The sequence below is a fragment of the Kitasatospora sp. NPDC002551 genome, from assembly GCF_040296005.1.
Taxonomy (GTDB): Bacteria; Actinomycetota; Actinomycetes; order Streptomycetales; family Streptomycetaceae; genus Kitasatospora.
Genome location: NZ_JBEOWI010000009.1, coordinates 146,897 through 171,071, shown reverse-complemented (window position 1 = coordinate 171,071; position 24,175 = coordinate 146,897). Strand labels below are relative to the sequence as shown.

Below are 24,175 nucleotides of genomic sequence, written 5' to 3'. Positions count from 1 at the left end.
CCGGATCCTGCGGCGGCGCGCTCCCGAACGACCTCTTCACCGCGTCACCGGGCCACCCGGTGGCGCTCACCGTCGACACCGGCAACCGCCCCGGCGGGTGCCGGCTGCAGCTCCGGCTGAACGTCTAGCGGGCCGTCACCCGGAGGTTGGCGAGGAGGGTGGTGCCGTCGGCGGAGGTGGCGAGGACGCGGCCGGAGCGGTGCCAGTAGGTGACGGCGCCCGCGTGGCGGCGCACGCCGATCCCGGGGCCCGAGGCCTCCGGGAAGAGCAGGGAGAGCGCGGGGTCGGCGGACGGGCCCGTGCCGGCGTGGACGCGCAGGTCCGCGCCCTCGGGGACGGTGAGCGCCCAGTGGTCGCCGTCGGTGGCGGGCGCGGAGCGGGCGAAGCCGTCGACGCGCAGTTCGGCGGGCGGGAGATCGGAGGACCAGCGCAGGACCGTGTGCTCCGGCCCGCCGTGACCGGGGCTGGTCTCCGGCTCGGTGCTGAGCAGGCTGCCGTCGGCGAGGGCGGCGAGGTCGAAGAGGTCCTCCAGGAGCGAACGGGACATCAGGTCGGTGAGCACGTCGTCCACCCGTCGGCGCCCGCGCAGCTCCCAGCCCGGCAGGTCCCAGCGCCACACCTCGGTGAACGGCATACCGCCGACCAGTCCCGAGTACACGACGGCCGCGCAGCTGTCCGGCGTGCGGGCGATGCCGAACACCAGCCGCTGGTCGCGGCCGAGTTCGCGCCACACCACGGTCGGGCGCGGGGTCAGGGTGTCGAGGACGACGATCCCGTCCTCGTCCGAGGCGACCAGGTGCCGGCCGTCGAAGGACGGCGCGAGCTGCCGGGCCCGCAGGGTGGTCCACGGCCGGACGGTGCGGGTCACGAGGTCGAGGCGGGCGAACCCGCGCAGTTCCGGGCCGTGGTCGGCGACCAGCAGCGCGCTGCCGCCGTGGTCGGCGAGGACGAGCCGGTCGGCGGGGGCGTCCCAGTGGGCGCGGGTGCGGCCGTCGGGGGCGAGCAGCCGCACGCCCGCCTGGCCGCAGGCGACCAGCAGGGAGCCGGAGGCCAGCAGGGCCGCGTCCAGGACCGGAAGCGTGCCCGGCCGGTCGGCCGCGGTGTACGCGGGGGCGGCCGTGCTCAGGCGGGGCAGCGGACGGGGGCGGGCCAGGTCGGCGGCCACCAGGGGGTCGGCGCGGCGCAGCAGCCGGTCGAACAGCGTCTTCTCGACCGCCTCCCCGCGCCCGCCGTGGGCGCCGCCGAAGCCGCCGTCGCGGACGGCGGCCCGGGCGGCGGCGGTGGCGAGTTCGCGGTCGGTGGCCTCGTCGGCGGCCGGCAGGTCGGCGAGCGCGGCCGTCAGGGCGGAGCGGCCGGTGGTGTGCGGGTCGCCGTCGCCGTCGAGGACGGCGCGGGCCAGGGCGCGGGTGGCGTCGCCGGCGTCCAGCGCCAGCAGGTACGGCAGGGCCCGGCCGCGGGTGGGACCGCCGAGGGCGACGGCGTCGCGCAGGTCGGCGACGATCGTGGGACGCAGCCCCGCGTCCGGCCAGGCCGCCTCGACGGCGCCGAGCCGGTCGCCGGCCGCGCGGCAGTGCTCGGCCCAGGCCGCGCGCAGGGCGCGGGCGGCCTGCGGGTCGGTGGCGGCCAGGCGGTCGACGGCGGTGGCGAACGCGCCGCGGCGGTGGGCGATGCGGACGGCGCGCTCGTGCTCGCCGGCCCGCCACCAGAGGCGGACCACCAGGTCGGCGGCCAGGTCGCGGCCCTCGGCGAGTTCGGCGGCCTGGGCGCGGCGGTCGTGCCGGTCGAGCAGGGCGACGGCCTCGGCGGGCGCGTCGAGCAGGTCGGCGAGGACGAAGGCGGCCTCGTCGATCCGCCCCTGCTGTTCCAGCCGTTCGGCGGCGCCCCGGTAGAGCGCGGTGAGGTGCTGATGGGCGGTGCGGCCGTGGAACGCGGCCTGGGCGGCCGGGCGGCCGGTGGCCGGGGTGGCGCGGAGCGGGCCGGCGAAGCGCTTGGGCAGGGCGAGGGAGAGCCAGGTGCGGGTGGCCGCGCCGCTCCGCCGCGCGGAGGCCAGCGGGAGGGCGTCGCGCAGGGCGTCCTCCCAGCGGTGCTGCTCGAACGCGCGGGTGAGTTCGCGCAGGTAGCGGGCGTGCCGTTCGTGGAGCAGGTGGGCGGCGGGGGTGCGCAGGGCGAGGCGGGCCAGCAGGTCGCCCAGCCAGGGGACGCGGACGCCGCGGCGGCGGCGCGGGGCGGCCGTGCCACCGGCGGCGGCGCCCTCGGTGCCACCGGCCGCGCCACCGGCCGCACCGCTGCTCCCGGCGCTCCCGTCGTCGGCCGCAGCCCTGCCGAAGACCACGCGGTGGGCGAGGGCCGCGACGGCGCACGCGACCACCACGCCGGTCGGGTCGAAGCCCCGGTCCGCGATCAGTCCGAGGCCGTAGAGCACCACGAGCAGCAACGGCAGCACCACCATCAGGACGACGACGACGGTCGCGCTGCGCGGGTCCATGGCGATCTGCGGACCGCCCCGCCGCCGGGACCGCGCGCCGGTGGCGGTCGGCGCCTCGGCGGGCGGCTCCTCGGCGGTCAGCCGCCGGGCGCGCTCGGAGGTCGGCCGGATGCCGGCCGCCGCCCTCAGGTCCGGCCGGGGAACCGCGGGCAGCGACTCCTCGACGGGCGCCGCCTCGGGCACCGGGGCGACGCCGAGCGGGCGCGGCCGGTGCGGGGTGACGCCGGTCAGCAGCAGCCAGCCGGACGGGTCCACCTCGGGCAGTTCGTCCAGCACATGCGTGGCGCGGCCCAGGACGGCCCGGCCCGGACCGGCGGCGCCGGCCGGCACCCCCGGCGCGGTCAGGGCGCCGTGCCCGGTGCGCTCCAGCGGCAGGCCGGGGGCCCGGCCGGCCCGGGTGGGGACCGGCTCAGGCAGCGTCAACAGCCAGCAGCCGTCGGGCAGTTCACGCAGCCGGGCACCGTCGCGCCACAGCGCGAGGACGCGGTCCGCGGCCTCCGCCGCACCGATCAGCGGCACGTCGAGGACGAAGCCTGCGGCGTTCACTCGTCTCTCCCGAACAGGTGGTGGACCCGGCCGGTGGTGGCGTCGCCGACCACGATCCGCCCGAAGTGGGTCTCGGCCGCGATCAGCGGCAGGGTGGGGTGCACGGCGGGCGCGGTGGTACCGCCGGAGAACCGGCTCAGGGTGCGCACGCCGTCGGCGCGGATCGCCCGGACCATGCGGCCGCCGGGCGACCAGGTGATCAGCATCGGCTCGCGGCCCGCGTGGACCAGGCCGATCACCTCGGCCTGCTCCCGGAACGTCAGCCGCCGTTCGTCACCGAGCCTGCTCCACACCGTCCACCGCTTGCCGTCCTCCGACCAGGCGGCCGTGCCGCCCGCGTGCAGCAGGTGCCGGGCCCGCACGGCGTCCGGCTGCGGGGTGCGCTCGAACAGGCGCGGCTCGCGGAACCGGTCGAAACCGCGCTCGCGTTCGGTGCCGCGCCCCACCGGCCCGTCATCGGTGACGGTGCCGTCGGGGGCGATCCGCCGCCAGCGTCCGGCGGCCGGGACGAGCAGGTCGCCCCCGGCGCGCAGCAGCGGCAGCACCGGGCGTGCCGCCAGCCGCTCCACCAGGCCCTCGTCGAGGCCGAGTTCGGCCGGGTCGACGATGAGGTCCTCGGGGCCGGCGAGCGGACGGCCGCTGACGTACCGGTGCACCCGGCCGCGGACGAGGTGCAGGGCGATCAGCCGGCGCCCGAACCGTCCGGCGGCGATCACCTGGCCGCCCGGGCGGTGCGCCTTGGACTGTACGGCGGTGCGGTGCCGCTGCTCGACGTCGCGCACGTCCACGGCGACGAGCGTCCGCGCGTCCCGGCCCCGGGTGAGCAGGAACGGCGCCTCGGTGGTGAACGCGGGCAGGCCGCGCCCGAGCGCGCCGGTCTCCCGGGGCGGTGGGGTGACGGCCGTCGGGCCGCCGCGCCGGAACTCCGCGCCGCGCAGCGCCCGGACGGCGATGTCGGCGGCGGGCAGCGGCAGTTCGAACTCCGTGCCGTCGAGGCGGACGGTGACGTGGCCGGCGCCCGCCGGGCCCCAGCGGGTCGGCTCGCTCACCAGCACGCTCGGACGGCCGAAGCCGTCCCCCGGGAGGCGGTCGGCGAGCCGCTCGGCTCTCCGCTCGGCGAGCCGGTCCGCGAGCCGGGGCGAGGTGAGCAGCCAGGCCCGGTCGGCCGCCTCCAGCGTGGCGGCGGCGAACTCCACGTCCTCGGGGGTCGGTTCGGCGGTGCGGCGGGCCGCGAGCCAGGCGGGCAGCAGTTCGGCGGGCTCGCCGCCGAACCAGTGCACGGGCTCGTCGCCGAGGACGCCCACCAGCAGTTCACCGCCACGGGCGGCGGCCCGGCGGTGCAGCACCAGCAGGGCGGCCAGCTGGACCAGCCGGCCGGCCCCGGCCTGCGAGGGCCCGGCGTCCACCATCGCGACCGTCCGGCCCCGGACGGCGGGAGTGGTGAACTCCGGCTCCAGGTAGAGAAGTTCGCGGTCGACGTAGCGCCGCAGGAACTCCTCGGGGTGTTCCTCGGCGAGCAGCCACTCGGCGGGCAGCAGGTGGTCGGGCCGCCCGGCCCGGCCGATCCCGCCGACGCCGTCCGGCTCCCCCGGTCCGTCGGCCACGGGTTCGCGCGCGCCGACCAGCGTGTCGAGCCGGCGCAGCAACGGCCCGAGGGCGGCGGCCAGTTCGGGGCTGAGCGCGGAGAGCGACCCGGCCCAGGAGGCGAGTGGGGCCGGCAGCCGGCCGGCGGCGTTCACCCGGCCCGCCGGGTGTAGGGCGTGAGCGCCTCCGGGTCGGCGGCCGGGGCGGGCGGGGCGGCGACGAGGGCGTGGCCGGGGACGAGCACGCAGAGCTCGCCGGGCTCGGCGCCCAGGGCGGTGCGCCACAGGGCGGGCGCGGGCCAGGGGCGGGCGGTGGTCGGGACGAGCAGCTCGCCGTCGTGGCCGAGGTAGCGGGCGCCGTCCGACCACGGGAGGTCGCGCTCCGCCCCGAGGACGAGCAGCGTGGTGTCGTCGGCGAGGACGCCGAGCCGGGCGCCGTCGGTGAGCCGCTCGCGGGTGGCGGCGGCCAGCGCGGGGACGGCGGCGCCGACGGCGAGCACCGCGGCGGCGGCCAGCGGCGGCTCGCGGCGCTCCCAGCGCAGGGCCACCGGCGGCGGCGCGGGCGGAACGCAGTCGGCGGTCATCGGGGCGCGACCGCCGCGACCAGTTCGGCGCGTATGCCGGCGAGCGCGGCGGGCAGGTCGGCGGGGGCGAATCCGGCGTCGATCTCGCGCAGCGCGGCCTCCAGCCGCAGCCGGGAGTCGCGGCCCTCGGGCAGGTCGCGGTGTTCGGCGAGCAGGGCGGCGCCGGTGCGGGCGAGCCGTTCGGCGCGGGCGGCCGTGCTGCGGGACAGCTCCTCGGCGGCGTGCGCGAGGGAGTCGTTGGCGGCCTTCTCGATGAGGTCGCCGAGGGTGTCGCGGGCCAGCGCCTGGGTGTCGGCGGTGGGGGCGATCAGCGGCAGGACCCACAGGTCGCGGGCGGTGGCCGTGTCCCGGCCGTCCAGTACGGCGGCGGCCGCGACCAGCCGCTGCGAGCGCACGGCCCGCCGGTCGCCGACGGGGACGCCGGCGGCGCGCAGCCGGCGCAGCGCGGTGGCGAGCAGCGGGGTGACGCCGTCGAGGTCGCAGGCGCCGGCGGCGGCGGTGAGGCGGTCGAGCGCGCCGAGCACGTCGCCGGCGGCGACGGGAGCGGGAGCGGCCGGGCGCCGGCCGGCCTCCAGCAGTTCCTCCAGCCGGGCGTCGGCGACCGGTTCGACGAAGACCCGGGCGAGGAAGCGGTCGGCGAAGGCGTCCAGTGCCGGGTCCTCGGGCAGGTGGTTGGCCGCGCCGACGCAGACCCGCAGCGGGCTGGCGAGGACGGTGCCGCCGCGCCGGAAGACCCGCTCGTTGAGCAGGCCGAGCAGGGTGTTGAGGACGGCGGTGGAGCCGAGGAAGACCTCGTCGAGGAAGGCGATCTCGGCCTCGGGCAGCATGCCCGCCGTCTCGAACTCGACCCGGCCCTCGCGCAGGCCGCGCAGGTCGACGGGGCCGAACAGCTCGTTGGGTTCGGTGAAGCGGCCGAGCAGGTACTCGAAGTACCGGCCGCCGAGCTGCCCGGCCACCCGGCGCACGGCCTGCGACTTGGCGGTGCCGGGCGGGCCGACGACGAGCAGGTGCTCCCCGGCGACGGCGCAGAGCGCGACCACTTCGGCGACCGTCTCGCGGTCGACCATGCCGTGCCCGGCCGCGGCGACGGCGGCGCCGACCTGTTCGGCGTCCGTGCGGAGCGCGGCGCGGCGGACGTCGGGCGGGGTGCTGGTGTCGGTGGTCACGAGCACCGGAGTCTACGGTGGCCGGACCAGCCGTCACCAGCGGGTTTCCGCCGGCCGCCGGCCGCTGCCCCGGCGCACCCGCGCGGGGCTGCGCGCCCGGCGCACCCGTGTGGGACTACGCGGCCTCGACCTGGCGGTGGTGACCGGCCGTGACGGACCGTCCGGCCGGGCCGCTCCCGGCAGGAGTTCGCCGCGCCTGGAGCGGGACGCGGTCCTCGCCCGGCGCGGTGGCCGGTCCCTGGAGCCCGCCGTCCTCGCCGAACACGTCCAGGGACGCGAGGAGTTCCCGCACCCGCAGGCCCAGGTGCAGGGTGATGCGGTCCGCGCCGTTGTCCAGGTCGAGCCCGGTGATCTCCTGGATCTGCCGCAGCCGGTAGTACAGCGAGGTGCGGTGGATCTCCAGTGCTTCGGCGGTCCTGGGGATCGATCCGGCATGGTCCAGGAAGCACCGCAGGGTCGCCTCCAGGCGGGGTCCGTTGGCGCAGTCCAGCAGGGCGCTCAGCGGTTTGGGGACGAGCGACCCGTTCAGCGCGCGGTCGGGCAGTTGCAGCAGCACGGCGAACTCCCCGAGCTCCTCCCAGGAGCCGACGCCCCGCAGTCCGGGCATCCGCTGCGCCGCGCGCGCCGCGACGAGGGCCTGCTCGTAGGAGGTCCGGGCGTCGGCGAGGCCCGGCTGCCGGGCGCCGATGCCGATGACGGGGGCGGCCGAGGCGTCCAGCCGGGGAGCGAGGGCCCGCAGGATGTGCGCGGACTGCTCCCGGAGCACGTCCTCGTGCAACGGCCGGTCGGCGAGCTGGAGCAGGACGGCCCGGTCCGCGGCGACCGCGATGGCGCCGTCCGCCGACCGGGTCCGGCGCAATCCCTCCAGTGCCCCGCGCAGTGCGGTGGCCACCTGCCCGGGAGGCACCCGGGAGCCCGTCACCTGCACGACGCTGACCACCGCGTGGGGGGCGTCCGGGAGCAGCGCGTCGCCCACGAGCCGCTTCCGGGCTTCGGCGCGGGCGGCGGGGCTCGCGTCCAGCAGCGCCAGGACGAGTTCCTGCTCCCTGGCCGTGCCGGCGTCGGCCGAGACATGGTCGGCGTACAGCTGGCCGATCACGGCGGGCGTCGCCCGGGCGATGGCCTCGGTCTCCTCCGGAGCCAGTGCCGATTCCGGTGCGATGACCGTCAGCAGGCCGAGGAAGTGGCCGCGCTCGCGCAGCGGCACGCAGTAGCGGGGAAGCAGCCCGAGATCGTCCCGGCCTTCGAGGAAGCCCGGCCCGGCCCACCGCGCGACGCCCTGGTCGAGGACGTGGCGGGCGACCTCGCTGCTCGCCCGTCCCTGCAGAAGGCTGTGCAGGCGCGCCGGGTCCGCGTCGCCGAAGTGCCGGCTGGAGCAGATGCGCCGGCACCACGGGTCGGTCAGCGTCACGGAGCGGTGGAGCGACTCCGCGAGCTCCTCGACCAGTTCCTGCAGCGCGGCACTGCGGACGGGGGCTCGCCACCGCTGGTCGGTCATGGCAGTCCTCATGTCGTCGTCGTCCCTCCGGTTCCGCGTCTCCTGGGGACACGGTGGCACTGGCGCGATGCCCCACGGTGCACGGTTCTTGTCCGTCTCTGCGGGGGATGCCGGGCCGGGGTGCATCCGGCGCGGACCTGCCTCAGGCTGATGGCCGCGGTGTCGCCCGGTCGTGTCGCCGGCACCGCCCCGGTCTCCCGGGGGAGGCGTGGACCGGAGCGTGAACCGCCCCCTGTCGAGGAGTGCTCGTGCAAGAAGACGTTCAGGTTCCCTGGGTGCCGCCCGTCCTCGGGTGGCAGACCCGTGCCTTCCTGGAGTCCTGTCGCTGGCCCGCTCCCCCGGGCGCCGACGGCGCCGCGTCCAGGGCCCGCATGGCGGCCCTCTGGAACGGCGGCCCGGAGGAGCCCGAGGTCGAGGAGGAGTGGCTGGCGCTGCCGGGAGAGGAGGGGAGCCGCATCCGGGTGAGGATCCTGCGTCCCGCGGGTGCTCCCGGGCCGCTGCCGGTGGTGCTCTACCTGCACGGGCTCGGCTGGATGCTCACCGACGCCCACGCGCACCGGCAGCTGGTGACGGATCTGGCCCTCGGAGCGGACGCGGCCGTGGTGGTGCCCGAGTACGACGCACCGGAGCAGGCCCGCCACCCGGCCGCCGTCGAGCGGGCCTACGCCGTGGCCGGGTGGCTGGCGCGCGACGGCGCGGGGTGCGGACTGGACGGCAGCAGGCTCGCGGTCGTCGGCGTCAGCGCGGGCGCCCAGCACGCGGCCGCGCTCGCCCTCGTGGCGCGGGAGCGCCGCGGGCCGGGCTTTCGTCACCAGGTGCTGGTCTGCCCGGTGACCGACGCGGCGATGGACACGCCCTCCTACCACCGGTTCGCGGAGGGGTACTTCCTGAGCCGCGCCGTCATGCGCGACTACTGGCAGCGGTACGCCCCGGACCCGCGGGACCGCGCGCAGGGCGCCGTCTCACCGCTGCGCGCGCCCCTGCGGTGCCTCGCCGGCCTGCCGCCCGCGCTGGTCATCACCGCCGAGGCCGACGTCCTGCGCGACGAGGGCGAGGCGTACGCGGCGCGGCTGCGGCAGGCGGACGTGCCGGTCGTGTCGGTCCGCTATCACGGCACGATCCACGGATTCGTCCTGTTCGACCTGCTCCGGGGCACGGAGGCGTCCGGGGCGGCCCGCATTCAGATCACGGACACCCTGCACACCGCCCTGCACACCTGACGGCGCCCTCCCGTCAGGTCACGCCGGCCCGTCGACGGGGAGGGTGCCGCCGAGCCGCCGCCACTCGCTCGGGGACACCCCGTAGGCCGCCTGGAAGCGGCGGCTGAAGTGGCTCGGGCTGCCGAACCCGCACCGGGCGGAGACCGCGGCGATGGTCAGCCGGTCGTACCGCGCGGAGGCCAGCATGCGCCGCGCCTTCCCGAGCCGCTCCGCGATGAGCCACTGCTCCAGGCTGATCCCCGCCCCGCTGAGCAGCGCGTAGAGCCGGCGGACCGAGACGGCGTGCTCGGCCGCGATCCGCTCCGGCGTCAGGTCGCGGTCCGCGAGGTGGGAGCGCGCGAAAGCCATGATCCGGGTGAGCAGGGTGTCGTCCATCGTCGACCTCACCTCGGCGCTCTCCTCGGCGTGCGCGGCCGACAGGAGCAGGGCGCGGACGAGTTCCGTCGTCGCGGACGCCAGCGCCTGCGCGCCGGGATCGGCCTCCAGCCGGCCGGGATCGCGCCACACACCCCGCAGGTGCTGCAGCACCAGGCCGTACATCGGACTCGCGCGCAGCTGCAGGGACGCCCTCACCACCGTGTCCACCGGCACGCCGAGGCGGTGCATGTCGAACATGACGGACTGGGACGCCCCGTCGCCGGACCAGCCGTACACCCGGGGCGACAGCTCGTGGAAGACGCAGATGTCGTCGGAGCCCAGGATCTCCCGGCGGCCCGCGATCTGGGCCCGGTGCACACCCAGGGGCTGGAGCGAGACCGAGACCACCGGGCTGCTCCGGTGGTGGCGTACGTGCTGGGCCGTCCGCCGCACCTCGAAGCCCGAGTTCCGGGTGGCGAAGAGGTCCAGCCCGCCGACCCGCCAGAGCTCCATGCGCGCGTGGATGCCGCGCTCCGGCTCCTCGTGGGCGACGTCGTTGGGCACCAGCGAGTCCGTCAGCGCGTGATGGAACGCCTCCACCCGTTCACGCGGCGGCACGGTGTCGAGGTCGAGCAGCAGCACACAGTCTCCCCTGGAAGATCGTTTCCAGCCAGTCTGCCGCACCGGCCGGCGCCTTCGGCCGCGGCGGACTTCCAGGGCGGAGGGGGGCACTCCCGGGCAAGAAGTCGTGCACTCACAGGTGGTACCGGAGGACGGTGGAGCTGTCCCGGGCGCGCTCCCGTGCGCTTCAGAGGTTCGGCCATCCCTCCCGGTTGGAGCAGGACTCGTAGTCGTAGCGGTGTCGTGGTCCCACGCCGATCAGGCCGATCAGCTGCCAGAACCGCGCCCAGGGCAGCTCGGCCACCCCTGCCCGGTCGATGGTGGTGCTCATGGTCGCTTCCGTTCCGTGCGCGGTGTGTTCGGAACGGATCGTGGCACACGCCACCGACAACGGGCGGCGGTCAGTCGTCGATCTGCTCCCAGCCGCGCCGCACCGGGCTGCCGGCGGGCTGCCGCGGATCGCGGCCGCGGTAGACGATGTACGGGCGGAACAGGTACTGCACGGGGGCGCTGAACATGTGCACCAGGCGGGTGAAGGGCAGCAGCGCGAACAGCAGCAGGCCGACCACCGCGTGCACCTGGAACGCGACCGGCACGTCCGCCATCCGGTCCACGTCGGGGCTCAGGGTGAACAGGCTGCGGGCCCACGGGGCGATGGTGGAGCGGTAGTCGTAGCCGGAGTCGAGCGAGGAGTGCATCAGCTTGGCGACCAGGCCGAGCACGATCGCCGCCAGCAGCACCACGTACATCAGCTTGTCGTTGCGGGTGGTGGCGCGCAGCACGGCGGGGTTGCGGCGCCGGCGGTAGAGCAGCACGAGGATGCCGGCGACCGCCAGGAAGCCCGCCGCGCAGCCGGCGAAGAGCGAGAGCAGGTGGTAGGCGTGCTCGTCGAGGCCGACGGCGTCGGTCCAGGAGGCCGGCACGAACAGGCCCATGAGGTGGCCGGCCAGCACGAACAGGATGCCGTAGTGGAACACCGGGGAGGCGATGTTCAGCAGCCGGGACTCGTAGAGCTCGGAGGAGCGGGTGGTCCAGCCGAACTTGTCGTAGCGGTAGCGCCAGACGAGTCCGGAGACCAGCAGGGCGGCCGCGATGTACGGCAGCGCGCCCCAGAGGAAGGTGTCCATCGGTGGTTCTCCGGTCAGGTGGGCAGGACGGGCAGCAGGCCGAGGTGCCCGTAGGGCGGGACGTCCAGGCCGACCTCCTCGCGCGGCGGCCCGCCGCGGGCCAGCGCCAGCGCGGCGGCGCGGTCCCTGGGCGAGGCCCCGGGCAGCGTGGCGCAGACGGCGGTGAGCACGTCCGCGTACGGCGTCCCGTGCTCGGTGAGGGCGAGCCGCAGGAGTTCCAGGGCGGGCCGGTGCCCGCGCAGCAGCGTCTCGTCGCCGGTGGCGGCGGTGAACTCCAGGACGGCGGGCAGGAAGTCGGGCAGGTCCTCGCCGGTGAACTCCAGGCCGTGCGCCCGGTAGGCGGCCTTGAAGCGCAGCAGGGCCTCGCCGCGCCGCCGGGTGTCGCCGTCGGTCCACCAGCTGAGGTGCAGGCTGTGCCGCTGGGTGAAGTCGAAGACCTCGACGTAGTGGCGGGCGCGTTCGCCGAGCGGGCGGCCGCCGGCCCAGCCGAGGAAGGCCCGCAGCGGCGCGGCGGCGGTGTGGCGGACCGGCCGGAGCAGTTCGGCGAGCGGGTGCGGCGGGGCGTCCGGGTAGCAGAGGCAGTCGGCGGCGGCCCGGCGCACCAGCGCCCGCGGGTCGGCGCTCACAGCGAGGGCTCCTCGCGCGAGTCGGCGGCGTCCCCGGGCGGCGCCGGGCGGTCGGCGTTCTGGCGCCGGCGCAGCCCGTGGAAGGTCTCGACGGTGACCAGCGGCAGCGAGCGCCGTCCCGATCCGGCGCCGAACGGGCCGTCGGCGCCGCCGGGTTCCCCGTCGGCGTGGTCGAGGCCGCAGCCGGCGGGCAGCGCGGACTCCTCCAGCCGTTCGGCGTCGGCGCGGGCGGCGGTCGGGATGACGTAGCGGTCCTCGTACTTGGCGATCGCGAGCAGCCGGAAGAGGCCCTCGATCGAGGTGGCGTCGAGTCCGACGGCCTCGGCGGCGGCGTGGTCGGGCTCCTGGCCGAGGTTGACGGCGCGCTGGTGGGCGCGCATCGCGGCGAGCCGGTCGAGGGCGGCGCGCACCGGGCCGGGGTCGCCGGCGGTGAAGAGTCCGGCGAGGTACTCGACGGGGATGCGCAGGGCGTCGATCGCGCCGAAGAGGTTCCCGGCGTCCTCGCCGTCGTGCCCGGCCGCCGCGACCTCCTCGACCACCGGGGAGAGCGGCGGGATGTACCAGACCATCGGCAGGGTGCGGTACTCGGGGTGGAGCGGCAGCGCGACGCGGTAGGTGCTGACGAGCGCGTGCACGGGCGAGCGGCGGGCGGCCTCGATCCAGTCGTGTGCGACGCCGTCGCGCTCGGCGGCGCGCCGCACCTCCGGGTCCCCGGGGTCCAGGAAGACGCCCAGCTGCGCCTCGTAGAGGTCGTGTTCGTCCTCGACGGAGGCGGCGGCGGTGACCCGGTCGGCGTCGTAGAGCAGCACGCCGAGGTAGCGCAGCCGCCCGACGCAGGTCTCGGAGCAGACGGTGGGCAGGCCGACCTCGGTGCGCGGGTAGCAGAAGGTGCACTTCTCGGCCTTGCCGGTGCGGTGGTTGAAGTAGATCTTCTTGTACGGGCAGCCGGTGACGCACTGGCGCCAGCCCCGGCAGCCGTCCTGGTCGACGAGGACGATGCCGTCCTCGGCCCGCTTGTAGATCGCGCCGGAGGGGCAGGCGGCGGCGCAGGCCGGGTTGAGGCAGTGCTCGCAGATCCGGGGCAGGTAGAACATGAAGCTCTGCTCGTACTGGAAGCGGATCCGCTCGCCGACCTCCCGGCGCATCCGCTCGACGTTGGGGTCGGCGGCCGCGTGCTCGGGGGCGCCGCCGAGGTCGTCGTCCCAGTTGGGCGACCACTCGACGGCCATCGGCCGGCCGGTGATCAGCGAGTGCGGCCGGGCGACGGGGTAGTCCTCGCCGAGCGGGGCGTCGGTGAGGGCGCGGTAGTCGTACGTCCAGGGCTCGTAGTAGTCCTGGAGGGTGGGCATCACGGGGTTGGCGAAGATCGAGGCGAGCTTGTGGAGCCGCCCGCCCTGGCGCAGTTTGAGCCGGCCGCGCCGGTCGAGCCGCCAGCCGCCGCGCCACTTCTCCTGGTCCTCGTAGCGGCGCGGGTAGCCGAGGCCGGGGCGGGTCTCGACGTTGTTGAACCAGACGTACTCGGTGCCCCGGCGGTTGGTCCAGGTCTGCTTGCAGGTGACCGAACAGGTGTGGCAGCCGATGCACTTGTCGAGGTTCATCACCATGGCGAGCTGGGCCATCACGCGCATCAGTACCGCACCTCCTGGCCGCGTCGGCGGATCACCGTCACCTCGTCGCGCTGGTTGCCGGTCGGTCCGAGGTAGTTGAACGCCCAGGACAGCTGGGCGTAGCCGCCGATCAGGTGGGTGGGTTTGAGCAGCACCCTGGTCAGCGAGTTGTGGATGCCGCCGCGCCGCCCGCCGGTCTCGGCGCGGGGCACGTTCACGGTGCGCTCCTGCGCGTGGTGCATGTAGACGGTGCCGGGCGGCATGCGGTGCGAGACGACGGCGCGGGCGACGACGACGCCGTTGCGGTTGACCGCCTCGATCCAGTCGTTGTCGGCGACGCCGATCGCGGCGGCGTCCTCGACCGACATCCAGATCACCTGCCCGCCCCGGGAGAGCGCGAGCATGAACAGGTTGTCCTGGTACTCGGAGTGGATGGACCACTTGTTGTGCGGGGTGAGGTAGCGGACCGTCACCTCGCGTTGTCCGTCGGGCCCGAGGGCCGGTTCTCCGAACAGGCGGCGGATGTCGAGCGGCGGCCGGTAGACCGGCAGGGCCTCGCCGAGTTCGTGCATCCAGTCGTGGTCGACGAAGAAGTGCTGGCGTCCGCTGAGGGTGTGCCAGGGCTTGAGGTGCTCGGTGTTGAGGGTGAACGGGCTGTAGCGGCGCCCGCCGGACTCGCTGCCGGACCACTCGGGCGAGGTGATGACCGGGGCGGGGGCGGCCTGGGTGTCGGCGTAGGAGATCCGGCGGCCCTCGTGCTCGGCGGCCAGGTGCGCCAGCTCCCGTCCGGTGCGCCGTTCCAGGGTGCGGAAGCCCTGGGTGGCGAGCCGGCCGTTGGTGGTGCCGGAGAGGGCGAGCACGGTGTCGGCGGCCTTGACGGCGGTGTCCAGGGCCGGTCGGCCGTCGGCGGGGCCGCCGCGCACCACGCCGTTGCGGGCCTTCAGCTGCTCGACCTCCTCCCCCGGGTGCAGCACCACGCCCTTGGCGGGCAGGCCGAGTCGCTCGACGAGCGGGCCGAGGGAGGCCATCTTGGCCGCCACCGCGGTGTAGTCGCGTTCCACGACGGCGAGGTTCGGCATGGTGACACCGGGGACGGGCTCGCAGGCGCCGTCCCGCCAGTCCAGGTCGGTGCCGCCGGGCTGGGCGGTCTCGCCGGGGGTGTCGTGCTGCAGGGCGGTGGCGACCAGGTCGTGCCGGGTGCCCAGGTGGCCCTGGGCGAGTTCGCCGAAGCGGGCGGCGATCGCGTGGAAGGCGTCGAAGTCGGTGCGGGCCTGCCACGGCGGGTCGACGGCGGGGGCGAAGGAGTGCACGTAAGGGTGCATGTCGGTGGAGGAGAGGTCGTGTTTCTCGTACCAGGTGGCGGCGGGCAGCACGACGTCGGACAGCAGGGTGGAGGAGGTCATCCGGAAGTCCAGCGAGAGCAGCAGGTCGAGCTTGCCCTCGGGGGCCTCGGCGTGCCAGCGGACGTCGCGCGGGCGCACGTCCTCGCCGGCCTCCTCGGCGCGCAGCGAGGAGTGGGTGCCCAGCAGGTGCCGGGTGAAGTACTCGGCGCCCTTGGCGGAGGAGCCGAGCAGGTTGGCCCGCCACAGCGTCAGCACCCGGGGCCAGTTGGCCGGGGCGTCCGGGTCCTCGCAGGCGAACTTCACGCGCCCGGCGCGCAGTTCGGCGACGACGTGGTCCTTGGGGTCGCGGCCGAGGGCGCGGGCCTCGTCGGCGAGGTCGAGCGGATTGCGGTCGAAGGTCGGGTAGGAGGGCATCCAGCCGAGGCGGGCGGAGCGGGCCAGCAGGTCGACGGTGGCCAGGCCGCGGAAGCGGCCGGTGCCGAGCGGGGAGGCCAGCACGTCGGCGGGGTAGGTGTCGTAGCGCCACTGGTCGGTGTGCAGGAAGAACCAGCCGGTGCCGATCGCCTGCCGGGGCGGGCGGGACCAGTCCGAGGCCCCGGCGAGGGTCGCCCAGCCGGTGATCGGCCGGCACTTCTCCTGGCCGACGTAGTGCGCCCAGCCGCCACCGTTGCGGCCCTGGCAGCCGGTCAGGGCGAGCAGGGCGAGGAAGGTGCGGTAGATGGTCTCGGAGTGGAACCAGTGGTTGGTGCCGGCGCCCATGAGGATCATGCAGCGGCCCCGGGACTCCTCGGCGGTGCGGGCGAACTCCCGTGCCACCCGGGCGGCCTGGGCGGCGGGCACCGAGGTGTGGCGCTCCTGCCAGGCGGGGGTGCCGGGGGTGTCCGGGTCGTCGTAGGAGGCGGGCCAGCGGCCGGGCAGCCCCTCACGGCCGACGCCGTACTGGGCGAGCAGCAGGTCGTAGACGGTGGTGACCAGCGCGCCGCCCTCCAGGCGCAGCGCGGGCACCCCCCGGCGGACGGTGTCGCCGCGGCCCTGGCCGTGCGCGCCGCCGTCGGTGTCGAAGCGCGGCAGCAGCACCTCGACGGGGGTGGTGCCCGCCTCCCCGTGCAGGGTCAGCCGCGGGCGCAGCTCCTCCAGGTCGAGGTTCCAGCGGCCCTCGCCGGAGGCGGTCCAGCGGAAGCCGAGCGAGCCGTTGGGCACGGCCGGGCGGCCGGTCGCCCCGTCCAGGACGGCGAGCTTCCAGTCGGCGCCCTCGCCGGTGTCGCCGAGGTCGCTCGCGCGCAGGAACTTGGCGGGGGTGTACGCGCCGTCCCGTTCGGTCAGGGTGACCAGGAAGGGCAGGTCGGTGAAGCGGCGGACGTAGTCGTCGAAGAACGGGGTGGTGCGCTCGACGAAGAACTCCCGCAGGATCACATGGCCCATGGCGAGGGCGAGCGCGCCGTCGGTGCCCGGGTGGGGGTGCAGCCACTCGTCGGCGAACTTGGTGCTGTCCGCGTAGTCCGGGGAGACCGCCACCACCTTCTGGCCCCGGTAGCGGGCCTCGGCCATCCAGTGCGCGTCGGGGGTGCGGGTGACGGGCACGTTGGAGCCCCACATCATCAGGTACGCGGCGTCCCACCAGTCGCCCGACTCGGGCACGTCGGTCTGGTCGCCGAACACCTGCGGGGAGGCCACCGGCAGGTCCGCGTACCAGTCGTAGAAGGAGAGCATGGTGGCGCCGATGAGCGAGTGGAAGCGGGCGCCGGCCGCGTGCGAGACCATCGACATCGCCGGGATCGGCGAGAACCCGGCGATCCGGTCCGGGCCGTAGGCCTTCACGGTGTGCACCTGCGCGGCGGCGACGATCTCCACCGCCTCGTCCCAACCGGTGCGCACCAGGCCGCCCTTGCCGCGGGCCTGCTGGTAGGCGCGGCGGCGCCGCGGGTCGCCGGTGAGCTCCGCCCAGGCCGCCACCGGGTCCCCCAGCCGCGCCCGCGCCTCCCGGTACAGCTCCAGCAGCACGCCGCGCACGTACGGGTAGCGCACCCGGGTCGGCGAGTAGGTGTACCAGGAGAAGGCGGCGCCGCGCGGGCAGCCGCGCGGCTCGTACTCGGGGCGGTCGGGGCCGACGGAGGGGTAGTCGGTGGCCTGGGTCTCCCAGGTGATGACGCCGTCCTTGACGAAGACCTTCCAGCGGCAGGAGCCGGTGCAGTTGACGCCGTGGGTGGAGTACACGACCTTGTCGTGGCTCCAGCGGTCCCGGTAGAAGGCGTCGGCCGCCCGCCCGCCGGTGAGCCGGACGCTGTGCAGGTCGGGCGCGGGCGTCCCGGGGCGGAAGAAGCGGCCCGCCTTCAGGAACGCGGCACCGGGCTCGCTCGTCGGCTCGCGCACGTTGACACCCTCCGCTTCCGGGCCGGACCGTGTGCCCATCGAAACCGCGCCGGTGCGCCGCCGCACCCGGAAGGGGTTCCACCGGGTGACCCGGCCGCCGCCGGGGCCCCGGTCCGGCGCCGCCCGGTGGCCGGGCCCGGGTCCGGGCGGTGCCATGGAGCCATGGACGAACGCACCGGCCCGGCCCCGGCGGGGCGGCGGGGCCTGCGCTGGGACGCGGTCCCGCCCGCGACCGGCGCGGCCGTGATGGCGACCGGCATCGTCTCGGTCGGCTTCCACCTCGCCGGCTTCGACGCCCTGTCGGTCGCGGACCTCTGGATCGCCGGGCTGCTCTGGCTGCTGCTGGCCCTCGCCTTCACCGCCCTGCTGCTCGGCGACCGGCGCGGCTGGACGGCCCGGGCGCAGACCCCGCCCGCGCTCACCGCGGTGGCCGCCACCACGGTGCTCGGGGTCCGCCTCGACCAGCTGGGCTGGACGGCCGCCGCCGCGGCGCTGCTCGTCGTCGCCGCCGCCTCCTGGCCGGTGCTGCTGACCTCCGTGCTGCGCCACCTCGGCCGGCGGCTGCCGGGCGCGGCGTTCCTGATCTGCGTCGCCACCCAGGGCCTGGCCGTGCTCGCCGCCACCCTCGCCCCGCACACCGCCGACTGGCTGGCCTGGGCGGCGCTGCCGGTGTTCGCCCTCGGCCTGGTGCTGTACGGGGACGCGCTCGTCCGCTTCGACCTGCGCCAGGTGACGGCGGGTTCGGGCGACCACTGGGTGGCCGGCGGAGCGATGGCGATCTCCGCGCTGGCCGCCTCCAAACTGCTCGCCTCCGGGGTGTGGGACGGCGGCGGGCACACCGCGCTGCGGGTGGTGACGCTGGTGCTGCTGGGCGTCGCGCTGGCCTGGTACGCGGTGCTGGCCGTCGCCGAGGTGCTGCGGCCCCGGCTCCGCTACGACCTGCGCCGCTGGTCGACGGTCTTCCCGCTGGGCATGACGGCGGTCGCCTCGCTGTCGGCCTCGGCGGCCGCCGGGGTGGACTGGCTGGACCCGCTCGGCCGGGCGCTGCTGTGGGTGGCGGCGGCGGTGTGGCTGGTGGTCGCCGTCGGCGCGCTGCGCCGGCTGCGGCGCGGGCCGGACGCGGCGGATGCCCGGGCCGGTGGCGGCGCAGCCGCCCGGGCCGTCCCTGTGCGGGACGACTGACGTCCCCCGACGGTCGTCAGTCAGGGCCGGGGAGGCGGGGAGAGCGGCCGGGCGACGATCACCGCGGGACCGGTGGGGCGGAGGCCGCCGGCGCCAGTGGCCCCGCCGAGACGTCGAAGGCGTGCGTCACCTCGGGTGCGGTCCCCGGGCGTAGCAGGGCCCGGGCGGCCTCCTCGTCCCGGCGGTCGGCGGCGGTGAGCCGGCCGCCGTGCTGGGCCAGGTGCTCCGCCCAGGAGGAGACCAGATAGGTCTCGACGAACCGCTCGGGTTCGCCGCCGTCCTGGAACAGGCCCCAGCTGAGCGCCCCGGTGCGGCGGCGCGCGGCGGCGACCCGGCGCATCCGCCCGGTGAAGGCGGCCCGCTGCTCCGGCTCCACCCGGTACTCGACGGTGACCAGCACGGGTCCGTCGGCGCGGTCCGGTTCGACCACCAGCGGGGGGCTCGGCCAGTGGTCGGAGGGCGTCGGGTCCACCCCGTCGCCGTCGTACAGCGGCAGCCGCCGCGCGCCCAGCGCCCCCGCCAGCAGCACCGCGCCGGCCGCGAGCAGCGCGGTGCCCGGCCCGTGACGGTCGGCCAGCACGCCCCAGAGCGGGGCCGCCAGCGCCTGGCCGCCCTGGAACACCAGCAGCTGGACGGCCAGGCCGCGGGCCCGCACCCAGCCGGGCAGCCGGGTCTGGACCGCCGCGTTGAGGGTGGACAGCACACCGATCCAGGCCACGCCGGCCGGCAGCAGGGCGAGGCCGACGAGCCAGGGCAGCCGGACGGTCGCCAGGACGGCCAGCACCCCGGCGAGCACGACCGTGCCCGCCGCCAGGGTGCCGTTGGCCCCGAGCCGGCGCCGCAGCAGCGGCAGCGCGAACGCCCCGCCCACCGCGCCGACGCCGACCGCCGCGAGCAGCAGCCCGTAGCCGCCCGAGCCGAGGCCGAGCGAGCGGCTCGCGACCAGTGGCAGCAGCGCCCAGAGCGCGCCCGCGCCGGGCACGAACAGCGCGGTGCGCAGCAGCACCCGCCGTACCCCCGGCGCGTGCCGGATGTAGCGGCGGCCGGCCTGGACGGCGGCCAGCAGTCCCTCGTCCCCGCCGGCCGGCCCGTCCTGCGGCGCGCTCCGGTGCCAGCGCAGCAGCACGGTGAGGACGCCGAGGTAGGAGACGGCGTTGAAGGCGAACACCCAGCCCGCGCCGGCCGCCGCGACCACCGCGCCGCCGACCGCCGGACCGACCGCCCGCGCCAGGTTCATGTTGACGGCGCCGAGCGCGGCCGCCTGCCCCAGCTGCCGGCGCTCCACCAGCTCCGGCTGGACGGCCTGCCAGGCCGGGCCCATCACGGCGGTGCCGCAGCCGAGCAGGAAGGTGAGGCCGAGCAGCGGGCCGGGGGTCAGCGCGTCCGCGAAGGCCAGCACCGCGAGCGCGGTGGTGACGGCGAGCATCGCGAGCTGCGCGGCGACCAGCACCGAGCGCCGGTCGTGGCGGTCGGCGAGCACGCCGGAGGGCAGTGCCAGCAGGACGACCGGCAGGCTCGCGGCGGTCTGCACCAGGGCCAGCAGGGCCGCGTCGTGGCCGACCAGCAGCCACTGGGCGCCGACGGTCTGCATCCAGCTGCCGACGTTGGAGACGAGTTGGGCGATCCACAGGGCGCGGAAGACCCGGGACGCGAGCGGGGCCCACGCCGAGTCGTCCGCCGGGCGTCGGGCGGGGGTGGTCGTCTCTGTGCTCATACCGGTCCGTTGCGGGTGGGGGGGGGGGGCGCGGGCCCGACGGTACGGCGGCCGGGGGGTGCGGCGGCCCTGCGTCGGTGCTCCGCAGGCTAGGACGGGCCGGGTACCCCGGCATGCCCCTGAGCGCACGGGCGGTGCCCCGCGAGCGCACGGGGCCGCACCGCGGGCCCGGGCGCCCCGGGGTCATCGTCCGGCCGCGCCGCGCGGCGGTGCGGCACGCCTCTCCCGGCCGTCCGTGCCGGCGGGCGGTCAGACGTCCCGGCGGTGGGCGACGGCCGCCGCGGCCAGGACGGAGGCCACCGCCCAGCCCGCGAAGGCGAGCCAGGATCCGGTCACCGTCGCCGGGTACGGCGGCTGGAGGACGTGGGTCGGGTCGGCCTCGGCCAGCCGGCGCCACGCGGTGAACGGCATGGCGTGCGCGATCGCCGCCGACCAGCGGTGGTCCTCGTTGAACGAGGCGGGCAGCAGGAACAGCACCAGCACGGTGGTGACCACGCTCGCCGCGGCGTGCCGGACCAGCGTCCCCAGCCCGAACCCGATCAGTGCGCAGACCGGGGCGAGGGCGGCGGCCCCGGCGACGGCGTGCAGCACGCCGGGATCGGCGAGCGACACCCCGGCGTGCCGCCGGCCCAGCAGCGCCTGGGCGAGGCCGAAGGAGACCCCCGAGACGAGCACGCCGAAGCCGAGCATGACCACCGCCAGCACGCCCGCCTTGGCCAGCAGCACCGCCCGGCGGTCCGGGACGGCGGCGAAGGTGGTGCGGATCATCCCGGTCGTGTACTCGCCGACGATCACCGCCGCGCCGACGCCGCCCGCGAGGAGCATCAGGAGGTTGGCGGACATCCCGGTGAACGAGACGTTCACCGCCACGCCGACGTACCCGGACCCGGGCGGCGGGCCGTCGGGCCCGGTGTGCTGGTAGGTGTAGCGCGCGGCGTTGAGGTTGACGGCGACGAGGACGAGCGCGCCTGCGCCGAGCACCCAGGGCATCGGGCGCAGCGACCGGAACCTGATCCACTCGGCGGCGAGGAGGTCGCCGAAGCGCGGCCGGGGGTCGGTGGCGGCGCCGGTCGCCGCGCTGCCGGTCGCGGTACTGCCGGTCGCGGTACTGCCGGTCGTCGTGCTCGTTGTCATCGTGCTCCTCCTGCGGGGTGGTCGACGCGGTCGGCGGTCAGCGCCATGAACGCCTCCTCCAGGGAGGCCGTGCGGGCGGTCAGTTCGAACAGCGGGATCCGGTGGTCGAGGGCGAGCGCGCCGATCCGGGCCGCGTCCAGGCCCGTGACGACGAGCGCGCCCTCGCCGTCACCCGGTGCCACCGCCGCCCCGGCCGCCGTCAGGACGTCCGCCAGCGCCCCGGGTTCGGTCGTCCGGACGCTCGCCCCCGGCCGGGCGCCGTCCGGCCCCGCGCCCCGGGCGGCGAACTCGGTCACCGTCTCGGCGGCGATCAGCCGGCCGCGCCCGATGACCACCAGGCGGTCCGCCGTGTGCTCCATCTCGCTCATCAGGTGGCTGGAGACGAACACCGTCCGCCCCTCCGCCGCCAGTCGGCGGAACAGGCCGCGCACCCAGCGCACACCCTCCGGGTCCAGCCCGTTCAACGGCTCGTCGAACAGCAGCACCGGCGGATCGCCGAGCAGCGCCGCCGCGATGCCGAGCCGCTGCTTCATGCCGAGCGAGTACCCGGCGATGCGCCGTCCGGCCGCCCCGGCGAGCCCGACCTCCTCCAGCACCGCGTCCACCCGGCCGCGCGGCAGGGCGTTGCCCCGGGCGAGTGCCCACAGATGGGCGCGTCCGCTGCGACCGCCGTGCACGTCGCCCGCGTCCAGCAGCGCGCCGACGTGCCGCAGACCGCGCGGCCGCTCGCGGAACGGGCGTCCGCCGACGGTCGCGGTCCCGCCGGTGGGCTCGATCAGGCCCAGGATCAGCCGCAGCGCGGTGCTCTTCCCGGCGCCGTTCGGGCCGAGGAACCCGGTGACCTGGCCCGGGTGGACGGTGAAGGTGAGGTCGTCGACGGCGGTGGTGCGGCCGTAACGCTTCGTCAGTCGGTGCACTTCGATCATGCCGTCCACGGTGCCGCCGGACGGCCGGGCGGCGCATCGGACCAGGGCCGACACCGTGACGGGCCCCGCTGTCACCCGTGGTCGTACACCCGTGGTCCGATGCCGCGCCGCACGCCGCCTCGTTACGATCACCGCATGTCCGAAGCGCCCCCGTCCCCGCCGATCCTCCCGCCCCGCCTACGACAGGTGCCGCCCGGCGCCTGGACGGCGCTCGCGTGGTGCGTCTCGCTGCTCTACCCGTCGCTCGCCCCCGGCGCCGGCTCCCTCCGCGGGACCGCCCCGGACGGCGGCCCCGCGCCGGCCGTCCGGCAGGACTGGGCGAGCGCCGCCCTCACCACCCCCGTCGCGTTCCTCGCCGCCGCCCTGCTGCGCCGCCGGCCGCGCACGGCCGTCGCCCTCCTGCTCGCCGCCACCGTGGCGCAGACCAAGGCCTGGCGCTGGGAGCTCGAACTGCCGCCGACCGCGCTGCTCGCGGTCGCCGCCGCCCTGTGCCTGGTCACGGCCGCCGAACCGCGCCGGACCTCGCGCGCCGTGCTCACCATGGTGCTCGGCGTGCTGATCCTCCATCTGATCCTCTCCCCCGCCCTCGGCGGCGGCCTGCTGCTCACCGGCACCCGGATCGGCACCAACGACGCCGGCGTGCTGATCGCCGTGATCGCCTGGCTGGTGGGCCGTTCGGTGCACCAGTCCCGGGTGCACGCCGAGGCGTTGAGCGCCCGGGCGGCGACGGAGGCGGTCACCGCCGAACGGCTGCGGATCGCCCGCGAGATGCACGACACCGTGGCGCACAGCATCGGCATCGTCGCCCTCCAGGCGGGCGCGGCCCGCCGGGTCATCGACACCCGGCCGGACCGGGCGCGCGAGGCCCTCGCCGAGATCGAGTCCGCCGGCCGGGAGACGCTGGCCGGGCTGCGCCGGATGCTCGGCGCGCTGCGCCGGGCCGACGACCCCGGCACCGCCGCGGCCGCCTCCCTCCATCCGCCCGGCCTGGCCGACCTCGACCGGCTGACCGCCGCCACCACGGCCGCCGGCGTCCGGGTCGACGTCCGCCGGCGCGGCGAACGGCGGCCGCTGCCCGCCGAGATCGACCTGGCGGCCTTCCGGATCGTCCAGGAGTCGGTCGCCAACGTGGTCCGCCACGCCGGCGCCCCGTCCTGCCGGGTCACCGTCGACCACCGGCCGGCCGAACTCGCCATCGAGGTCACCGACCGGGGCCGGGGCCGGGGCACCGCCCCTGCACCCGGCGCCGGGTACGGCCTGGCGGGCCTGCGCGAACGGGTCGCCCTGCTGCACGGCGAGTTCGACGCCGCGCCGCGCCCGGGCGGCGGCTTCCGGGTCGCCGCCCGGCTGCCGGTCCCGGAGGAGGCCCGATGACTCCCCCGGTGCGCGTCCTCCTCGCCGACGACCAGCCGCTCGTCCGCGCCGCCCTGGAGATGGTGATCACCGAGGCACCCGACCTGGAGGTGGTCGGCGAGGCCGCCACCGGCGCCGAGGCCGTCCGGCTCGCCGGCGAACTGCGGCCCGACGTGGTGGTGATGGACCTGCGGATGCCCGTCCTCGACGGCATCGAGGCCACCCGCCGGGTGACGGCCGCACCGGGCACGGCCCGGGTCGTCGTGCTCACCACCTTCGACGAGGACGAGAACGTGCACGCCGCCCTGCGCGCCGGGGCCTCCGGATTCCTCGTCAAGGACATGGCCCTGGACGACATCCTCGCCGCGATCCGCGTGGTGGCCGCCGGCGACGCCCTCATCGCCCCGAGCGTCACCCGCCGCCTGATCGCCGAGTTCGCCGCCCGCCCCGCCGCCGCGCCCCGGGCCGACCACCGCCTCACCGGCATCACCGACCGCGAACGCGAGATCCTCACCCTCGTCGGCCGTGGCCTGTCCAACACCGAGATCGCCGCCGAACTCGTCCTCAGCACGGCCACCGTGAAGACCTACATGACCCGCCTGCTCACCAAGCTGGCCGCCCGCGACCGCGTCCACCTGGTGATCCTCGCCTACGAGTCCGGCCTGGTCCCCCTCCCCCGGTGAGTTCCCCGGCCCGGCGGGCGCGGCGGGGAAACGGACGCGGCGGGGATAGC

Annotated in this window: 18 protein-coding genes; 4 read left to right on the top strand and 14 right to left on the bottom strand. The window is 76.5% G+C overall.

The window, feature by feature from the left end:
- Positions 1-124: 124 nt before the first annotated feature.
- From ABT093_RS11895 to ABT093_RS11875, 5 genes are all read right to left on the bottom strand, one after another.
- On the bottom strand, positions 125-3,031 hold the full coding sequence (locus tag ABT093_RS11895) for a bpX6 domain-containing protein (protein WP_350563083.1): 2,907 nt from the start codon (positions 3,029-3,031) through the stop codon (positions 125-127).
- Positions 3,028-4,770: a hypothetical protein gene (locus tag ABT093_RS11890; RefSeq protein WP_350563081.1), complete on the bottom strand. Its 1,743-nt coding sequence runs from the start codon at positions 4,768-4,770 to the stop codon at positions 3,028-3,030. The genes ABT093_RS11895 and ABT093_RS11890 overlap by 4 nt, the downstream gene beginning before the upstream one ends.
- Complete coding sequence (locus ABT093_RS11885) at positions 4,767-5,198, bottom strand: bpX5 domain-containing protein (protein ID WP_350563079.1); 432 nt, start codon at positions 5,196-5,198, stop codon at positions 4,767-4,769. Before ABT093_RS11885 ends, ABT093_RS11890 begins: the two co-directional genes overlap by 4 nt.
- Entirely contained in the window at positions 5,195-6,364 is a 1,170-nt protein-coding gene (locus ABT093_RS11880; RefSeq protein ID WP_350563077.1) for an AAA family ATPase, read from the bottom strand. The genes ABT093_RS11885 and ABT093_RS11880 overlap by 4 nt, the downstream gene beginning before the upstream one ends.
- Positions 6,365-6,479: 115 nt before the next feature.
- Positions 6,480-7,862 carry a PucR family transcriptional regulator gene (locus ABT093_RS11875; RefSeq protein WP_350563075.1) on the bottom strand — a complete coding sequence of 461 codons (1,383 nt, stop codon included), beginning with the start codon at positions 7,860-7,862 and terminating at the stop codon, positions 6,480-6,482.
- 248 nt (positions 7,863-8,110) lie between these two features.
- On the opposite strand from ABT093_RS11875, the gene ABT093_RS11870 reads away from it, so the two are divergent.
- Positions 8,111-9,082, top strand: coding sequence for an alpha/beta hydrolase (locus ABT093_RS11870; protein WP_350563073.1), 972 nt, complete (start codon positions 8,111-8,113; stop codon positions 9,080-9,082).
- An 18-nt stretch (positions 9,083-9,100) separates the two neighbouring features.
- On the opposite strand, the gene ABT093_RS11865 is transcribed toward ABT093_RS11870, so the two are convergent.
- The 6 genes from ABT093_RS11865 to ABT093_RS11840 all read right to left on the bottom strand — a co-directional run bounded on the left by ABT093_RS11865 (position 9,101) and on the right by ABT093_RS11840 (position 17,172).
- Positions 9,101-10,081: a helix-turn-helix transcriptional regulator gene (locus ABT093_RS11865; RefSeq protein WP_350563071.1), complete on the bottom strand. Its 981-nt coding sequence runs from the start codon at positions 10,079-10,081 to the stop codon at positions 9,101-9,103.
- Between the two features lie 166 nt (positions 10,082-10,247).
- The gene (locus ABT093_RS11860; RefSeq protein ID WP_350563069.1) at positions 10,248-10,391 is read right to left on the bottom strand and encodes a hypothetical protein; all 144 of its coding nucleotides are present in this window, start codon (positions 10,389-10,391) and stop codon (positions 10,248-10,250) included.
- 70 nt (positions 10,392-10,461) lie between these two features.
- On the bottom strand, positions 10,462-11,187 hold the full coding sequence (narI, locus tag ABT093_RS11855) for a respiratory nitrate reductase subunit gamma (protein ID WP_350563067.1): 726 nt from the start codon (positions 11,185-11,187) through the stop codon (positions 10,462-10,464).
- A 14-nt stretch (positions 11,188-11,201) separates the two neighbouring features.
- The gene (gene narJ / locus ABT093_RS11850) at positions 11,202-11,813 is read right to left on the bottom strand and encodes a nitrate reductase molybdenum cofactor assembly chaperone (protein WP_350563065.1); all 612 of its coding nucleotides are present in this window, start codon (positions 11,811-11,813) and stop codon (positions 11,202-11,204) included.
- A complete protein-coding gene (gene narH, locus ABT093_RS11845; protein WP_350563063.1) occupies positions 11,810-13,441 on the bottom strand; it encodes a nitrate reductase subunit beta in 1,632 nt (543 codons plus the stop codon). The genes narJ and narH overlap by 4 nt, the downstream gene beginning before the upstream one ends.
- The gene (locus ABT093_RS11840) at positions 13,441-17,172 is read right to left on the bottom strand and encodes a nitrate reductase subunit alpha (protein WP_350563061.1); all 3,732 of its coding nucleotides are present in this window, start codon (positions 17,170-17,172) and stop codon (positions 13,441-13,443) included. The genes narH and ABT093_RS11840 overlap by 1 nt, the downstream gene beginning before the upstream one ends.
- Before the next feature lie 123 nt (positions 17,173-17,295).
- Here ABT093_RS11840 and ABT093_RS11835 point away from each other — a divergent pair, with 123 nt between their 5' ends.
- The gene (locus tag ABT093_RS11835; protein ID WP_350563059.1) at positions 17,296-18,315 is read left to right on the top strand and encodes a tellurite resistance/C4-dicarboxylate transporter family protein; all 1,020 of its coding nucleotides are present in this window, start codon (positions 17,296-17,298) and stop codon (positions 18,313-18,315) included.
- 58 nt (positions 18,316-18,373) lie between these two features.
- On the opposite strand, the gene ABT093_RS11830 is transcribed toward ABT093_RS11835, so the two are convergent.
- The 3 genes from ABT093_RS11830 to ABT093_RS11820 form a co-directional block, all read right to left on the bottom strand.
- Positions 18,374-20,029 carry an MFS transporter gene (locus tag ABT093_RS11830; protein WP_350563057.1) on the bottom strand — a complete coding sequence of 552 codons (1,656 nt, stop codon included), beginning with the start codon at positions 20,027-20,029 and terminating at the stop codon, positions 18,374-18,376.
- Positions 20,030-20,278: 249 nt separating this feature from the next.
- On the bottom strand, positions 20,279-21,163 hold the full coding sequence (locus tag ABT093_RS11825; protein WP_350563055.1) for an ABC transporter permease: 885 nt from the start codon (positions 21,161-21,163) through the stop codon (positions 20,279-20,281).
- A complete protein-coding gene (locus ABT093_RS11820; protein ID WP_350563053.1) occupies positions 21,160-22,089 on the bottom strand; it encodes an ABC transporter ATP-binding protein in 930 nt (309 codons plus the stop codon). The genes ABT093_RS11825 and ABT093_RS11820 overlap by 4 nt, the downstream gene beginning before the upstream one ends.
- 135 nt (positions 22,090-22,224) lie before the next feature.
- Between ABT093_RS11820 and ABT093_RS11815 the strand changes: the two genes are divergently transcribed.
- Together ABT093_RS11815 and ABT093_RS11810 are read left to right on the top strand one after the other, a co-directional pair.
- Positions 22,225-23,463: a sensor histidine kinase gene (locus ABT093_RS11815; protein WP_350563051.1), complete on the top strand. Its 1,239-nt coding sequence runs from the start codon at positions 22,225-22,227 to the stop codon at positions 23,461-23,463.
- Entirely contained in the window at positions 23,460-24,125 is a 666-nt protein-coding gene (locus tag ABT093_RS11810; RefSeq protein ID WP_350563049.1) for a response regulator, read from the top strand. Before ABT093_RS11815 ends, ABT093_RS11810 begins: the two co-directional genes overlap by 4 nt.
- The last annotated feature ends 50 nt before the right edge of the window (positions 24,126-24,175 follow it).

Coding starts and splice junctions, on each gene's coding strand:
- ABT093_RS11875 (WP_350563075.1), bottom strand. CDS start 7,862: ATGACCGACCAGCGGTGGCGAGCCCCCGTCCGCAGTGCCGCGCTGCAG.
- ABT093_RS11820 (WP_350563053.1), bottom strand. CDS start 22,089: ATGATCGAAGTGCACCGACTGACGAAGCGTTACGGCCGCACCACCGCC.
- narI (WP_350563067.1), bottom strand. CDS start 11,187: ATGGACACCTTCCTCTGGGGCGCGCTGCCGTACATCGCGGCCGCCCTG.
- ABT093_RS11830 (WP_350563057.1), bottom strand. CDS start 20,029: ATGAGCACAGAGACGACCACCCCCGCCCGACGCCCGGCGGACGACTCG.
- ABT093_RS11835 (WP_350563059.1), top strand. CDS start 17,296: ATGGACGAACGCACCGGCCCGGCCCCGGCGGGGCGGCGGGGCCTGCGC.
- ABT093_RS11840 (WP_350563061.1), bottom strand. CDS start 17,172: ATGGGCACACGGTCCGGCCCGGAAGCGGAGGGTGTCAACGTGCGCGAG.
- ABT093_RS11860 (WP_350563069.1), bottom strand. CDS start 10,391: ATGAGCACCACCATCGACCGGGCAGGGGTGGCCGAGCTGCCCTGGGCG.
- narH (WP_350563063.1), bottom strand. CDS start 13,441: ATGCGCGTGATGGCCCAGCTCGCCATGGTGATGAACCTCGACAAGTGC.
- ABT093_RS11810 (WP_350563049.1), top strand. CDS start 23,460: ATGACTCCCCCGGTGCGCGTCCTCCTCGCCGACGACCAGCCGCTCGTC.
- ABT093_RS11825 (WP_350563055.1), bottom strand. CDS start 21,163: ATGACAACGAGCACGACGACCGGCAGTACCGCGACCGGCAGTACCGCG.
- ABT093_RS11885 (WP_350563079.1), bottom strand. CDS start 5,198: ATGACCGCCGACTGCGTTCCGCCCGCGCCGCCGCCGGTGGCCCTGCGC.
- ABT093_RS11815 (WP_350563051.1), top strand. CDS start 22,225: ATGTCCGAAGCGCCCCCGTCCCCGCCGATCCTCCCGCCCCGCCTACGA.